15 protein-coding genes and 1 tRNA gene are annotated in these 14,239 nt (G+C 71.7%); 8 read left to right on the top strand and 8 right to left on the bottom strand.

Annotated elements, in window-relative coordinates:
- Positions 1-102: 102 nt before the first annotated feature.
- The 4 genes from DSY14_RS11350 to DSY14_RS11335 form a co-directional block, all read right to left on the bottom strand.
- Entirely contained in the window at positions 103-624 is a 522-nt protein-coding gene (locus tag DSY14_RS11350; RefSeq protein ID WP_211716470.1) for a molybdenum cofactor biosynthesis protein B, read from the bottom strand.
- Complete coding sequence (gene moaC, locus DSY14_RS11345; RefSeq protein WP_211716469.1) at positions 617-1,120, bottom strand: cyclic pyranopterin monophosphate synthase MoaC; 504 nt, start codon at positions 1,118-1,120, stop codon at positions 617-619. The genes DSY14_RS11350 and moaC overlap by 8 nt, the downstream gene beginning before the upstream one ends.
- A 132-nt stretch (positions 1,121-1,252) precedes the next feature.
- Positions 1,253-2,482, bottom strand: a complete 1,230-nt coding sequence (gene glp, locus DSY14_RS11340; RefSeq protein ID WP_211716468.1) for a gephyrin-like molybdotransferase Glp — start codon at positions 2,480-2,482, stop codon at positions 1,253-1,255.
- A 107-nt stretch (positions 2,483-2,589) separates the two neighbouring features.
- On the bottom strand, positions 2,590-3,531 hold the full coding sequence (locus DSY14_RS11335) for a UTP--glucose-1-phosphate uridylyltransferase (RefSeq protein ID WP_211716467.1): 942 nt from the start codon (positions 3,529-3,531) through the stop codon (positions 2,590-2,592).
- A 170-nt stretch (positions 3,532-3,701) separates the two neighbouring features.
- On the opposite strand from DSY14_RS11335, the gene DSY14_RS11330 reads away from it, so the two are divergent.
- The 4 genes from DSY14_RS11330 to DSY14_RS11315 all read left to right on the top strand — a co-directional run bounded on the left by DSY14_RS11330 (position 3,702) and on the right by DSY14_RS11315 (position 6,261).
- Entirely contained in the window at positions 3,702-4,328 is a 627-nt protein-coding gene (locus DSY14_RS11330; RefSeq protein ID WP_211716466.1) for a 5-formyltetrahydrofolate cyclo-ligase, read from the top strand.
- A gap of 212 nt (positions 4,329-4,540) precedes the next feature.
- Positions 4,541-4,921, top strand: coding sequence for an FmdB family zinc ribbon protein (locus DSY14_RS11325; RefSeq protein WP_211716465.1), 381 nt, complete (start codon positions 4,541-4,543; stop codon positions 4,919-4,921).
- A gap of 199 nt (positions 4,922-5,120) precedes the next feature.
- Entirely contained in the window at positions 5,121-5,771 is a 651-nt protein-coding gene (locus DSY14_RS11320; protein ID WP_211716464.1) for an SAF domain-containing protein, read from the top strand.
- A gap of 82 nt (positions 5,772-5,853) precedes the next feature.
- Positions 5,854-6,261, top strand: coding sequence for an MscL family protein (locus tag DSY14_RS11315; RefSeq protein ID WP_211716463.1), 408 nt, complete (start codon positions 5,854-5,856; stop codon positions 6,259-6,261).
- Between the two features lie 60 nt (positions 6,262-6,321).
- Here DSY14_RS11315 and DSY14_RS11310 read toward each other — a convergent pair whose 3' ends face one another.
- The gene (locus DSY14_RS11310) at positions 6,322-7,431 is read right to left on the bottom strand and encodes a M15 family metallopeptidase (protein WP_211716462.1); all 1,110 of its coding nucleotides are present in this window, start codon (positions 7,429-7,431) and stop codon (positions 6,322-6,324) included.
- A 421-nt stretch (positions 7,432-7,852) separates the two neighbouring features.
- Between DSY14_RS11310 and DSY14_RS11305 the strand changes: the two genes are divergently transcribed.
- Positions 7,853-7,925 (top strand) — tRNA-Arg (locus tag DSY14_RS11305).
- Between the two features lie 427 nt (positions 7,926-8,352).
- Positions 8,353-8,595 (top strand): calcium-binding protein, encoded by a 243-nt coding sequence (locus DSY14_RS11300; protein WP_211716461.1) that lies wholly within the window; start codon positions 8,353-8,355, stop codon positions 8,593-8,595.
- 313 nt (positions 8,596-8,908) lie between these two features.
- On the opposite strand, the gene DSY14_RS11295 is transcribed toward DSY14_RS11300, so the two are convergent.
- From DSY14_RS11295 to DSY14_RS11285, 3 genes are all read right to left on the bottom strand, one after another.
- Complete coding sequence (locus DSY14_RS11295; RefSeq protein ID WP_211716460.1) at positions 8,909-10,147, bottom strand: phosphatidylserine/phosphatidylglycerophosphate/cardiolipin synthase family protein; 1,239 nt, start codon at positions 10,145-10,147, stop codon at positions 8,909-8,911.
- Between the two features lie 129 nt (positions 10,148-10,276).
- Positions 10,277-11,068 carry a bifunctional 2-polyprenyl-6-hydroxyphenol methylase/3-demethylubiquinol 3-O-methyltransferase UbiG gene (locus DSY14_RS11290; RefSeq protein ID WP_211716459.1) on the bottom strand — a complete coding sequence of 264 codons (792 nt, stop codon included), beginning with the start codon at positions 11,066-11,068 and terminating at the stop codon, positions 10,277-10,279.
- A gap of 60 nt (positions 11,069-11,128) precedes the next feature.
- Positions 11,129-11,719 (bottom strand): class I SAM-dependent methyltransferase, encoded by a 591-nt coding sequence (locus DSY14_RS11285; RefSeq protein ID WP_211716458.1) that lies wholly within the window; start codon positions 11,717-11,719, stop codon positions 11,129-11,131.
- Positions 11,720-12,025: 306 nt separating this feature from the next.
- Between DSY14_RS11285 and DSY14_RS11280 the strand changes: the two genes are divergently transcribed.
- Both DSY14_RS11280 and DSY14_RS11275 read left to right on the top strand, forming a co-directional pair.
- Complete coding sequence (locus DSY14_RS11280; RefSeq protein WP_211716457.1) at positions 12,026-13,087, top strand: STM4015 family protein; 1,062 nt, start codon at positions 12,026-12,028, stop codon at positions 13,085-13,087.
- Positions 13,084-14,239, top strand: a 1,156-nt coding sequence (locus tag DSY14_RS11275; RefSeq protein WP_374224001.1) for an STM4014 family protein, incomplete at its 3' end; no start/stop codon positions are given. The genes DSY14_RS11280 and DSY14_RS11275, both read left to right, overlap by 4 nt.

Below are 14,239 nucleotides of genomic sequence, written 5' to 3'. Positions count from 1 at the left end.
TGATTCCAAACTCCATTCACTTCAGCCCCGAAAACCGGCCCCAGGTCAAGGAATTCCCAGCCTTCGGAATGCCCCCGATGTGATTGTGGTCATTCTCCGGTCTCATTCCGAACGGGGGTGATCGCCGCCGCGCATCTGGTCGACCGCGTGTCCCAGAACCTCGGCCAGCACGTCCATCCCGTCCCGTACACCGCCTCGGGAGCCGGGGAGGTTGACGACGATCATGCGATGCCCGTCCCGCTCCACCACGCCGGCCAGGCCCCGGGAGAGGATCGCCGTGGGCACGCCCTTCTCCCGGCCCACCGCGCGCAACGTCTCGGCGATCCCGGGGATCTCGAAGGCGAGCAGCGGGCGGGTCTCCTCGGGTGTGCGGTCCTGGGGCGTGAGTCCGGTGCCGCCCGTGGTGAGCACGGCGTCGACCCGCTCCCGGTGGGCGCGGAGCAGGGCCTCGGCGACCGGGGGGCCGTCCGGCACCACCCAGGGGCCGACCACGGAGCAGCCCAAGTCCCGCAGACGTTCCACGATCACCGGCCCGGACCGGTCCGGGTACACACCGGCCGCGGCCCGGTTCGAGGCGGTGACCACGGCGACCCGGTGGACGGGGTGCGCCTCCGGCTCAGTCACCACGCCTCCAGTGGCCCTTCTTTCCACCCAGCTTCTCCTCGACCCGGACGGCGGTGACCTCGGCCTCGGGGTCGATCGCCTTGACCATGTCGACCAGCCCGAGCGCCGCGGTCATCACCGAGGTGAGCGCCTCCATCTCGACGCCCGTCCGGTCCGCGGTCCGGACCGTGGCGGAGATGTCGACGCCGTCGTCGACGACCGTCAGATCCACGTCGACCCCGTGCACGGCGATGGGGTGGCACAGCGGCACCAGGTCGGGGGTGCGCTTGGCCCCCTGGATGCCGGCGATGCGGGCCACCGCGAGGGCGTCGCCCTTGGGCACCTCGCCGCCGCGCAGGGCGGCGACGGTCGCGGCGTTGAGCAGCACCCGGCCCGTGGCCGTGGCGCTACGGGCGCCGACGTCCTTTCGGGAGACGTCGACCATGCGCGCGGCGCCGGACTCGTCGAGGTGGGTCAGGCCGGAGGGGTGGGCCTCCGGCTGCGGGTTCTGGGTCATCGGGGTCACCCGTTGTCTTCGCGTGCGGGATCACGCGGCCACCGCTGCGCCGGCCGCGTGGGGCGCGCGGTGGCGCGTCCCACGGACGACCGTACTCCTCTGCGGTGACAACGGCTCCGCGTCCGCCCCGGATCAGTGCCCGGGAAGGACGAGGACGTCGGCGATCGATCCGGCCGGCAACTCTGTGACCTGCTCCGGAACGACCAGGAGACCGTTGGTGTCGGCGAGCGCGGACAACTGGTGTGATCCCTGTCGGACCGCCGGAGCGACGGTGTGCGCGACCTCGGCGCCCGATTCCGCGGGCGCCACCACGGCGCGCAGGTACGAACGGCGCCCCTGCGGGGAGGTGACGGTGGTGGACAGACGGGCCCGTACACCGGGCAGGGGTGCGGGGTCGAGTCCGCGCAGCTTGCGCAGCACCGGCCGCACGAACATCTGGAAGGAGACGAAGGCGCTCACCGGGTTGCCCGGCAGCGTGATGATGGGGGTCTTGTCCGGGCCGATGGTGCCGTAGCCCTGCGGCTTACCGGGTTGCATCGCCACCGAGGTGAACTCGACGGTGCCCTGCCTGGTGAGCACCTCCTTGACCACGTCGTAGACACCCATGCTCACGCCGCCGGTGGTGACGACGATGTCGGCGCGGAGCAGGAGCCCCTCCAGGGCGTCCTGGACCCCGGCCGGGTCGTCGCCGACGAACCCGTGGCGGTGCACCTCGCACCCGGCCTCCTTGGCGGCGGCCGCGATCATGTAGCTGTTGGACTCGTAGATCTGGCCGGGGCCGAGCGGACGTCCGGGTTCGACCAGTTCCTCGCCGGTGGACAGGACCACGACCCGGGGCAGGGGCCGGGCCGGCACGGTACGGCGCCCGACCGCCGCCAGGACCCCCATCTCGCCGGCGCCGATGAGGGTGCCGGCCCGCAGCACCGTCACCCCCTCCTCCACGTCCTCGCCGCGCCGACGCACGAACCCGCCGGGGGCGGCGGGGCGCTCGACGCGCACCTGCACGCTCCCGCCATCGGTCCACTCGACCGGGACGACGGCGTCGGCGCCCGTGGGCATGGGCGCGCCGGTCATGATGCGGGCGCACATGCCGGGGCGGATCGCGGTCGGGGAGGGGTCGCCCGCCGGGATGTCGGCCACCACCGGGAGCCGGACCGGAGCGGCCGGCGAGGCCTGCGTCAGGTCGGCGGCGTGGACCGCGTAGCCGTCCATCGCGGAGTTGTCGAAGCCGGGCAGGGACACCTCGGAGACCACGGGCCCGGCCAACACCGTCCCGTGGGCCCGGAGCAGGTCGAGCTCCGTCGCCTCGGGCACCGAGACCAGTGCCAGCAGATCGGAGACGTGCTGTTCGACGCTCTTCATGGGGTCCCTCCGGGTCGTGGTGCGCGCGGGGAACGTCCCTCTCCCACGGGCCGCTCCCACTCCCATTGTGACCACTGACGTGGGCGACGCGCCCGGAGCGGGGCCGGTCAGCCCCGGGCGGCGCCGTCCTGACGGTCGACGAACTCACGGAGCCAGGGCAGGAGTTCCTCGGCCAGGTCCGGCCTGCGGCACGCGAACTCCACCACGGTGCGGATGTACTCGGCTTTGTTGCCGGTGTCGTAGCGCTGCCCCCGCAGCAGGACGCCGCGCACGCCGCCGCCCTCCTCGGGGGCGGTCCGGGCCAGTTCGAGCAGGGCGTCCGTCAGCTGGATCTCGGCGCCGCGGCCGGGCGGGGTGCGGTGCAGCACACCGAAGACGGCGGGGTCGCACACGTAACGGCCGATGACCGCCCAGCGGCTCGGAGCCTCCTCCTTGATGGGCTTCTCCACGAGGTCGGTGACGGTGACCACGTCGTCCTCCCCCGTGGGTTCCACCGCGGCGCAACCGTAGAGGGAGACCTGCTCGGGCTCGACCTCCATGAGCGCCACGACGCTCCCGCCGTGCTCGCGCCGCACCTCGATCATGCGACGCAGGAGATCGGCCGTCTCGATGAGGTCGTCGCCGAGGAGGACGGCGAAGGGGTTGTCGCCGACGTGCGCCTCCGCGCACAGCACCGCGTGTCCCAGCCCGCGCGGTTCTCCCTGGCGGACGTAGTGGACCTGGGCGAGGTCGCTGGACTCGCGCACCGAAAGGAGCCGGTCCACGTCGCCCTTGGCCTCCAGGGCCTCCTCCAGTTCGTAGGCACGGTCGAAGTGGTCCTCGATGGAGCGCTTGCTGCGTCCGGTGATCATGAGGACGTCGTGGAGCCCCGACGCCACCGCCTCCTCCACGACGTACTGGATCGCGGGTTTGTCCACGATCGGCAGCATCTCCTTGGGCGTGGCCTTGGTGGCGGGCAGGAAGCGGGTGCCCAGACCCGCCGCCGGAATGACCGCCTTGGTCACGGGGGAGGAGGTCAGGGGACGCGTCTGGTCGGTGTCGGCGCTCATGGACAGGCACTTTAGGGCAGAGCGGGCCGTTCTCGTGCTCGGTCGGGGAGCGTGGCGACGAGAAGTCCCCGTGCTTTCGGGTGACGGCGCCGCGTTCGCCACCCGGAGTTCACCCGGGTTGCGGGACGGACGCGGTCGAGCGGGCGTCGTCCGGTGCCACACTGGGGCGCATGGGTGATCCGAACGGCCCGGACCGGGTCGACAAACGCGCGCTGCGCGAGCGTGTCCTCGCCGAGCGGCGGTCGCGGCCGGCGGAGGAGCGCGACCGTGTGGGTGCGGCGGTCCGCGACACCCTGATGGACCTGTCCTGGTTGGCCATGGGCGGCACCGTGGCCTGCTACTACTCGGTCGGGGGCGAACCCGACACCCGCAGGTTGGTGCACGCGCTGTGGAAGCGGGGCACGTACGTCCTGCTGCCGATCTTCCTCCCGGACGGCACCCTGGACTGGGCCTCCTTCGACGGGCCCGACTCCCTCGCCCCGGCCGGGCACGGCCTGGTGGAACCGACCGGACACCGCCACGGGGCGGAGGTCCTCGGCCACGCGGACGCGGTGATCTGCCCGGCACTGGCGGTCGACGCGCACGGCATGCGTCTGGGGCGCGGCGCCGGGTGCTACGACCGGGCCCTGGCCCACAAGGGCCCGCACACCCCGGCCATCGCCGTCGTCCACGACGACGAGTTCGTCCGTGCGGTGCCCACCGAGCCGCACGATCGGCCGGTGGACGGTGTGGTGACCCCGGGCGCCGGGCTGCACGTGTTCGCCCCGAACGACCGGGTGTGGCCCACCACGGGCTGAGCGCGGCCGGGCCCGGCGCCGAAGACGCGCCCGGGATTAAGCGGTCGGGCCGCGGCGTTGTCGCATGCGGTCGTGTCGTCACGGGGGTGCGCGCGACGGCGCCCCGCCTCCCGCTGACCGCCTCGGACGAGGCGCGGTCGCGATCGTGGCCGGTGAACGCGTACTATTCAGCAGTCAACGGGCGAGAGTGCCAGCAAGGAGGACCCGGAACAGTGCCTACGTATCAGTACGCGTGCACCGAGTGCGAAGCGCAGATGGAGGTCGTGCAGAGCTTCAGCGACGACTCGCTGACGGTCTGCCCCGAGTGCGAGGGACGCCTGCGCAAGGTGTACTCGGCCGTGGGGATCGTCTTCAAGGGCTCCGGTTTCTACCGCACCGACAGCAGCTCGAACACCTCCAACAGTTCGACGCTGAGCGGTTCGAACTCCTCCGAGGGCAAGGACGGCAAGTCCTCCGACTCCGCCAAGTCCGGTGACTCCGCCGCCGCGAGCGCCTCCTCCGGGAGCGACGCCGCCAAGGGCGGTAAGAGCACCGGCGGCACCACCGGCAACAGCAGCAGTACCACCACCACCGCGAGCAGCAGCACGAGCTGAGCCACCTCTTTTCCGTTGACCGTGGCCGCGCCGCCGGGACTCTCCGGCGGCGCTTTCGCGCGTGCGGCCCCGCTCCGTTCCGCGCCCCGGCACCCGGCACCCGGCACCCGGCACCCGGCACCCGGCACCCGGCACCCGGTGAGAATCCACCCTGTGGACAACCCGCCGGAGCCCGGCACGGCGGCCTAGCGTTGAACGCATGACCGACGCCCCCTACCGCCACCGTCGCGGTCTCCTGCGCCTGCTGGACCGGTACCGGCGACCCGTGGCCGCCGTCCTCACCGCCCTCGCCGCGATCGGCGCCGTGCTGGTCCTACGGCCGCCGCCCGAACCCACCACACAGGTGTGGGTCGCCGCCCGGGACCTGGACGCCTCGGGTCCCCTGGGCGAGTCCGACATCACCGGCCGCACCCTTCCGGACCGACTGCTCCCCGAGGGCGTCCTCACACCGGACGACCCGCCCACCGGGCTGGTTCCGAACGCCCCCGTACGCGCCGGCGAGGTGCTCACGGACGCGCGCCTGGGCACGCCACCGGCCGCGCCCTACGGCCCCGACATGGTGGCGGTTCCGGTGCGGGTGTCCGACCCCGGGGCGGTCGCGCTGCTCTCCCCCGGCAGCAGGGTGGACGTGTTGGCCGCCCGGGCCACCGACGACCTGGGAGGCCCGCCCACCCGTGCGGGGCCCGCGGTCGACGTGGTCGACGACCGCCCGGTGCTCGCGGTTCCGGCGGAGGACGGCGTCACCGGCGAGGGCGGCGCGTTGATCCTCATCGCCGCCACCGCGGAGCAGGCACGGGTCCTGGCCGGACACGCGACCGGTTCACGACTGTCTGTCACCATCCGCGGTTGACCGATGACTTGAGGTGGTGAAAGCTGTCCGAGGCGCCCATCCCGGACGTCTCTCGAACACCACCGAACACGTAGGGCACCTCATGGAAGGCTTCAAGAAGTTCCTGCTCCAGGGCAACCTGGTGCAGTTGGCGGTCGCGGTCGTCATCGGCTCTGTCTTCGCCGGTCTGATCACCGCGTTCACCGAGGGGTTCATCACCCCGCTGCTCGGCATCTTCGGGGGTGTGCCCACCTTCGGAGACCTCTACTTCGAGATCAACGGCAGTCGGTTCCTCTACGGGTCCTTCGTCGACGCGCTGATCTCGTTCCTGATGACGGCGGCGATCCTCTACTTCTGCGTGGTGCTGCCGCTGAGCAAGCTCATGGAGAAGTTCATCAAGGCGGAGGAAGCCACCACCCGCGAGTGCCCGCACTGCTTCAGCGACATCAACAAGAAGGCCAGCAAGTGCCCGAACTGCACCAGTGAGGTCACCCCGGAGACCATCGCCTGACCGGTCCCCGCACGCGCGAGGGCGGCCCCGCGGGGCCGCCCTCCGGGTTCGACACGAGGGTCAGCCCTCGTACTCCCAGTGCCAGGGTTCGAACGGGCTGGACTTGGCCCACGCCGGGTGGATCCAGTCGTACCGGGCCCCGTTGGTCTCCATCCAGTTCCATTTCTCGGAACGGAAGTTCTGGATGCCGCAGCCGAGGTCGATCGCCTGCCCTAGACCGTGGTTACTCGTCCCCGGGACCGCGGCGAAACCGGGCGCCACCTCGCCGTAGACGCGATGCTGGTTCGGCAGGTCACGGTAGGAGCTGGTGATGCAGATGTTCTCGCCGAACTCCTCGACGTGCTCCATGTTGAGTTCGAGGAAGGCCTTGGCGGCGTCCGCTCTCAGGAAGTGCCCGTCGTACAACTCGCAGAGCGAGTCCTTGGGCAGCAGTCCGTTGGGGTAGCCGTCGGCCTTGGACGCGGCCGAGGCGTCGCAGTCGGCGGCGGCCATGAAGGTGTCGGGGTCCAGTCCGCGCGACTCCAACTCGTCGGTGAGCGCGTTGGTGCTCTCCTCGGACTGGGCGCGCAGATCGTCGACCCGGGCGGAGAGCTCCGCCTGTTCGAGCTGCGTGAAGGTCTGCAGTTCCTGGGCCTCGCCCGCCAGCCCCACCTGCTCCTCGCGCATGTCCGTGGCGTCCTGGATGAGCGCCTGGTTGTCCTCGGACAGCTTGGCCGCGTAGGACTGCGTCTGGAGGTCGTCGTCGAGGTCGCCCGCGGCGAGGATGCCGAGCACCCCGGCCTCGGGCTGCTGGTACATGGTGCTGGCCAACCGGGCGAGCGGTTCGCGCATCTCACCGAGGTCGACCTCGATCTGCTGGAGATCGTGGAGCGTACCGACCAGGTCCTCCTGGGCGGACTCCAGGGCCTCCTGACGCTCGACGAACTCGTCGGTGGCCTCCTCCAACTCCTGGGAGGCGTTCTCCGCGTTCTCCCGGAGGTCCTCCAGGCTGGCCTCGGCGGAGGCCGGCGCCACGACGGTGGGCGGCAGCGGGACGACGAGCAGGGCGGTGACCAGGATGAGCGTCAGCGCCTGCGTCATCCGGACCCGATGCATCGGGCTCAGGGCGGACAGCACCCCGCTACCCGGCACGCGGGACGTGCGCCGCGCCGAATCAGAAGTGAACGGCACGAATGATCCTCCGGCTGCTTTTCCTCGAACATCGACTCGTGGCCGCATGGCAACGTACTACAAGTCCACATGCGGACACACTGGACCGTTCCGCCCGGCGGTCACGGCCGCGGGTACCGAGCCGCTCCCGTTCGGAGCGCTCCGCTCGACCCTTCATGGAAGCCCTGGTCATCGGGTACCGATGGCCGTCACGCCCATCGACCCACAGTGACCGTAGCGCTCAAATCGCCATCATCGCGACACGCGACATGAACAACATCACACCGCCACCAGGACAACCGATCGTAGGTCAGCGTACTCTGCCGCGCACACAGCGTGCCCCCACGGCACCGTGGGAACACCAATCGGCATCCCATGCACGCCCATCCTGGGTTAGGCTTGGCCCCGCGGCGGAGTAACATCCGTCCCTGGCGACCGCCATGGCTCCGTAGCTCAGGGGATAGAGCACCGCTCTCCTAAAGCGGGTGCCGCAGGTTCGAATCCTGCCGGGGCCGCAGTGAACGGCGTGGGCGTCACCCGTGGACCAAGGGTGGCGTGCACGCCGTTTTGCCGTTCCAGGATTCAGTCTATTCCTGACCAAGTCACCACAAGTGCCCGAACACCTCCTCGCTCGGGGTGTCGCCGTGGCCGCTCTCCCCCTCTGCGCCGGACGTACCGACGCCCCGCCGACGTCCCCACGGATCCCCGCGAGCGCCCCCACCGACCGGGGACCCGGCCCCGCCACCACGCCGCCGGGGCCTCGGGCCCCACTCACGGCGACGCGACCCCGTGCCCGACCGGCCGGCGCGTCCGGGAGCGAATCGACCGGCGAGTTGGCGCTCCCCTCGTGTCGGGACGGTGTTCCGGACGCTTCGACCATGATCATGGAACCCGGCCGACCAGGCCGAACGTGCAGGACCTGGGTCGAACGGGGGTGACCGGATGGCGAACGGAGACGAGGCGACCGAACGCGACATCGAGGAGGAGGACGACCGGGCGCGAGGGCGGCACCGGGGAGGCTCGCCCTCGGCGATCGCGGCGGCGCTCACCAGGGACCCCCAGCCCGGCCCCCAGCACTGGGGCGGGCCACGCCCCCGCCGGACGCAGCCGGACACGCTCTTTCCCCGCACGTTCCCTCGGTTCGCCCCCGGGGACGAGCGGGGAGGCAGGCCGTTCCCCACGTAGGCCGTCCGGGTGACACCGCCGGCGAGGGTACCGGGTGCTTCCGCCCCTGACCTCGGCGAGGGCGCCCCGCTCCACGCGGCGGTCACCCGTACACGAAGGACCCGGTGGGGAATCGGGTGGGGCTCCGTCGCCCCTGACCCGGCGACGGCGGCCCCGTCTCCGTTCGCGGCGCCGCCCGGCGGGGGCGACAGTGCGGCGCACGCGGGACTCGGCGGGTGACCACAGGGGACGACCGCCCGGACATGGGGGCACGACGAGCGCGCACACGGGCGCTTCGACGGTGGCGCACGACCGGCGCCCTACCGCCGCGGGGTCAGAGGAAGTTCCGCCAGGGGGCCAGGACGATCTCGCTGAACTTGGCCATGAAGGGGCGGTCGCGCCACGCCTCCTCGGTGAGTTCGCGGGCGTTGGTGAGATCGGTCTCGAAGACCCGCTCCAGGTGCTTGGCCACACCCTCGTCGAAGAGCTCCACGTTGATCTCGTAGTTGCCGGTGAGGCTGAGTCGGTCCACGTTGGCGGTACCGATCGTGCTCCACCGGCCGTCGATGGTGGCGGTCTTGGCGTGCACCATCGCGTCTTGGTACAACCACAGCCGCACCCCGCCGCGCAGCAGCTCGGAGTAGCGGCCCCGGGCCATCCAGTCGGCGACGACGTGGTTGGAGTTCTCCGGGACCAGGATGTTGACGTCCACCCCGCGACCGGCCGCCTCGACGAGCACGTTGGCCAGCTCCCGATCGGGGATGAAGTACGCCTGGGTGAAGATCACCTTGTCCTTGGCGCGGTCGACGGCCTCCAGGAACATCGCCCGGATCGGATAGATGAGCAACTCGGGCACGTTGCGATGGACCCGGATGCGCGAGTCCCACTCGGCCTCGCCGAGTCCGTCGAGTTCGGGTTCGTGCGCGGCCTTGTTCGCGTTCCAGAAGTCGACGAACGCGTTCTCCAGCTCCCACACGGCCGGACCGGCCACCCTGAGGTGGGTGTCACGCCACTCGATGGCGTAGGTGGCGCCGACGTTGAAACCGCCCACGAAGCCGACCTCACCGTCCACGGTGAGGATCTTGCGGTGGTCGCGACCGGACTTGCGGACGTTGAGCAGCAGGACCCCGGGGCGGAACGCGGGGTAGCGCAGAACCCGCACCGAGGGCGGGAAGTCGAAGAAGCGGCGGGGCACCACCAGGTTGGCGAAGCCGTCGTAGATGACGTACACCTCGACGCCGCGCTCGGCCGCCTCGATCAGGGCGGCCTTGAACTCCCGGCCCACGGCGTCGGACTTGACGATGTAGGACTCGAAGAGGATGCGCCGTCGGGCCCCGCGGATGGCCGCGAGCATGTCCTCGAACAGGTCGGCACCGTAGGTGTAGACGGTGGCGGTGTTGTCGCCCACCGGCAGCGACGCGGGCTCGCTGCGGGGGAAGTTCGCCCGGTGGGGCCGGACCCTCTTCCGCCACTGGTCGACCCCGATGAGGGCCGCGACCACGGCGACCTGGGTCGCGAACAGACCCAGGAGTCCTCGTCGGACCCAGGTCATGACGGTGGTGCGTCTCAGCATGCGGTCGCCTCCCGGAACGGGCCGTCTGCCGTGGGCCTCCCCTCGGGCCCGGCGCGGCACGGGTCGTGGTCCAACCGTATCCCCCTCCACCGCGCGACGCCCGCCACGAACCGCCCTGGCAGAAGCCGGTCAGGCCCGTTCGCGCCGGCGGAGCACCAGCAGTTCCGTCGTGGGGCTCTCGCGGCGGCCCCGGACCAGCCGCCGGTCCACCCGGTAGAGCAGGGCGCCGGCCGCCCACCCGGTGGGAGCGGTGACGGTCACGGCGCGCAGGAACGCGCCCCAGACCTTGCGCCAGGGCAGGGAGGCGTCGACCTGGGCGTTCATCAACACGAGCATGGGCACCCGCCGCACGATGTCGAACCCGGCCTTGTCGGCGAGCGAGGTGATGGTCTCCAGGGTGCGGTTGACCTGGTGTTCGCCGCGTTGTTCGGGCCGTTGCAGACAGTTCTCGGAGAGGACGAGGGTGCCCCCGGGGCGCACCACCCGACCGAGGTTGTGGAAGGCCGCCGCGTAGCGGTCGTCGTCGGTGATGTGGAAGAGCACGTCCATGCAGGAGGCGGCGTCGACGCTCGCGTCCTCGAAACCGTCCAGCTCGGAGACGTCCTGACGGACGAAGCGGTGCTGAGGGAAACGTCCGCGCAGACGCTCCACCGCGGCGTCGGTCATGTCACAGCCGGTGATCCGACCGGCGCCGAGCCGGTCCCACAGATCCACGTAGAAGCCGGTGCCGCTGCCGGCGTCGAGTACGCGCGCGCCGCCGAGGTCGAGTCGGCCGACCTCGCGGAGGAACACCTCTTCCCGCACCCTGTACATCCAGGTGTTGAAGGGTCGGCCGAGGGCGCGGTAGCCGACGCCGCTCTCGGTCCAGTCGCCTTCGAGGCGGTGCTCCCAGAAATCCCTCAGTTCACTGTGTGTGGCCATGAGCTCACTTTCACACCGGTCCCCGGAGTTGTCCCGCCGCAGCGCCGTGACGGTCGCGCTTCACCTCCCCCGGGTGGCCACCACGTACTCGATCAGACCGAGCCCGGTCCGTCCGTGCTCGACGACCGTGAACCCCACGTCGCGGGCGACCGACCTGGGTAGATGTCGGGGGTGCTCCTTCCGCGCCTCGCGTCGCCGCCCGGGCCATCGGGCGTACTCGATGTGGTCGACCAACAGGAGCAGACCGCCGGGGCGCAGGACCCGCCACATCTGCTCCAGTGCCCGACGCTGGTCGGGGATGACGCAGAGCGACAGTGCGCAGACCACCGTGTCGAAGGAGGCGTCGGCGAACCGCAGGTCCTGGGCGTCCCCCTCCACCAGGCGGACCCGGAGTCCCCGTCGACGGGCCCGCTCCCGGGCGCGGGCGAGCATCACCGGGCTCAGGTCGACCCCGGTCAGCTGCACCCCGTCGGGGTAGTAGGCAAGATCGTGTCCGCTGCCGACGGCCACCTCCAGTACCCGTCCCCGGGCCCGCGCGCACAGTCGCTCCCGGGAGCCTCCGAGGAGCAGGCGCTGGAGCCGTTCCCCCCGGTCGTAGGTGCCGGCGAGGCGGTCCCATTCGGCCCGCACGCGCCGGGTCCGTTCGTCCATGTCGGCCCCCTGACGTCCGAGTCCAGTCTGAGCCTTTGAGTGGTCCCGGAGTCAAGGAGGCCACGGCGGAACGCACCGTCCACCGACGTCCCGGCGGGCGCGTACGGCCCGGCTCCGCGGGGCCGCGGCGCCGGGACACGGTCGGGCCGCCCGCCCCGGTCCCACGGAGCGGTGGGCCACGCCGCCACGTCGGGCGACACCGATCCCGCGTCGCGATGGTGTCGAGGGGCCGGCGGCCTCCACGAGTGTCCCCACGCGGTGCTAGACATGTCGCACACACCCCTCGCCTCCCCGAAGGACGCACGCATGATCAGCGAACACCTGACCGAGTACGCGGGGCTGCCCGTGGTGGACTTCCTCTCGGCGGGGGCCGAGGAGCACCGTCTCCAGAGGGCCACGTGGCACGCCCGGCGCGCGGGCGAGGAGGCCCCGACCTCCACACCGCACCGGGAGCGTATGGAGCGGGCCATCACCGACCCCGGTGCGGTGGCGTGGGCCCTGCGGCTGGAGCCGGGGGCCGAGGACTTCGCCCCGTACCTGCGCCGTTTCGTCGCCGAGGTGGACACGGCACGGGTCACCGCGCTGGTGATCGGTGACTGGGGGCTGCACGACGGCAGTGACGTCCCCTCCACCGTCGTGCGGGACGCCCTGGTCGAGCACGCCGCCGCCTTCCCGGGGCTGCGTTCGCTGTTCTTCGGCGACATCACGGTCGAGGAGAACGAGATCTCCTGGATCCAGCAGACGGATCTGGCGCCCCTCCTGGCCGCCTATCCGCGTCTGAGGGAACTGACCGTGCGTGGGGTCGGCGAGACCTACCAGGGCGCGAGCATCCTGGCCCTGCGCGTACCCGAGCACGCGGAACTGCGCTCCCTCACCCTGCAGAGCGGCGGACTGCCCGGACGCGTCGTGCGCGAGGTCGCCTCCTCGGGGCTCCCCGCCCTGGAGAGCCTGGAGCTGTGGCTGGGGGTGGATCACTACGGCGGTGACGCCGCCCCCGCGGACCTGGAGCCGTTGCTGACCGGCACGACCGTCCCCCACCTGCGGCATCTGGGTCTGCGCAACGCACAGGACACCGGACTGTGGCTGCGCGCCCTGGTCGCGTCGCCCCTGCTCGAACGCCTCACCTCCGTGGACCTGTCCATGGGGACGTTGCGCGGCCGGGACGTCGACCACCTGCTGGCCTCGGTCCCCGCCCTGTCCCACCTGAAGAGCCTCGACCTGCACCACCACTACCTGTCGGAGGAGCAGAGCGCGCGGGTGCGGGACGCCTTCGCCGGCACGGGTGTCGTCGTGGACCTCGCCGACCGGCGAGAGCCCGAGCACTACGGGGACGGGGACGACGTCCACTACCCCTCCGTCACCGAGTGAGCACCGCCGTGACCGGTCGACCCCTGGTCGTGGTCTGCGTTCCCGGAAACCGGCGCCGCGCCCTGTTGGAGGACGCCGCCCGCGAGGCCGGGTGGCCGGCTCCGGTGGTGCTGCCCTGGCACGTGTTGGCCGATCCGTCGACCACGCCGACGTTGCCCGTGGGGGCCCTGGTCAGAGTGGACTCCCCCGGCGAGGACGTCGCTACGGCCCGCCTGCTGCGGGGGTGGACGCGCGACCCGGACCTGTACCGGGCCGAGGGCACCGCCGACCAGCACCGTGGGTTCGTCCGCGCGCTGCACCGCCTGGCCGGGATGGTGGCCGCCACACCCGGGGCCCATCTCGTGCAGGACCCGGCCGACCTGGTCGACATGTGCGACAAACGGCGGTGCCACGCGCGTCTGGCCGCGGCCGGGGTGCCGGTGGCGCCGGCGCTCTCGGGGCCGGTCACCGACCACGCCTCCCTGCGGGAACGCATGGCCGAGCAGCGGATGCCCCGCGTGTTCGTCAAGCCCGCGCACGGTTCCTCGGCCTCCGGGGTGATCGCCCTGGCCACCGGTTCGGGGGGCCGGGTCAAGGCGGTGACCTCCGCCGAACTCACCCGTGGTCGGGACGGTGCGGTGGCGTTGTACAACGCTCTCCGGCTGCGCACGTACACGACCGACGCGGAGGTGGCGGCGGTCGTGGACGCCTTGGCCCCGGACGGTCTGCACGTGGAACGGTGGCTGCCCAAAGCGGGCTTGGACGGCCGTGTGGTGGACCTGCGGGTGCTGGTGGTCGCCGGTCGGGCCACGCACGTGGTGGTGCGCTCCTCACGTTCCCCCCTGACCAACCTGCACCTGGGCAACGCCCGCGGCGACGTGGACGCGCTGCGGGCGAGCATGGGGCCGCGCGCCTGGCGGGAGGCCCTGGACACCGCGGAGGCGGCGGCCGGGGTCTTCGGCTCGACCCTGCACGCCGGGGTGGACCTCCTGGTCTCCCCGGGATGGCGCAGGTTCACGGTCTGCGAGGTCAACGCCTTCGGCGACCTGCTGCCGAGGGTCCTGCACGAGGGCCGCGGCACCCACGCCGAACAACTGCACGCGCTCACGAGCGGTCGGTTCCCGGTGCCACCACCCCGCCCGGTGGCACCCCCCGCTCCGCCGACCGTGGCGC

The organism is Nocardiopsis sp. MG754419 (genome assembly GCF_018207095.1).
Classification (GTDB): Bacteria; Actinomycetota; Actinomycetes; order Streptosporangiales; family Streptosporangiaceae; genus Nocardiopsis.
This window is presented reverse-complemented; position numbering and strand designations above follow the sequence as displayed.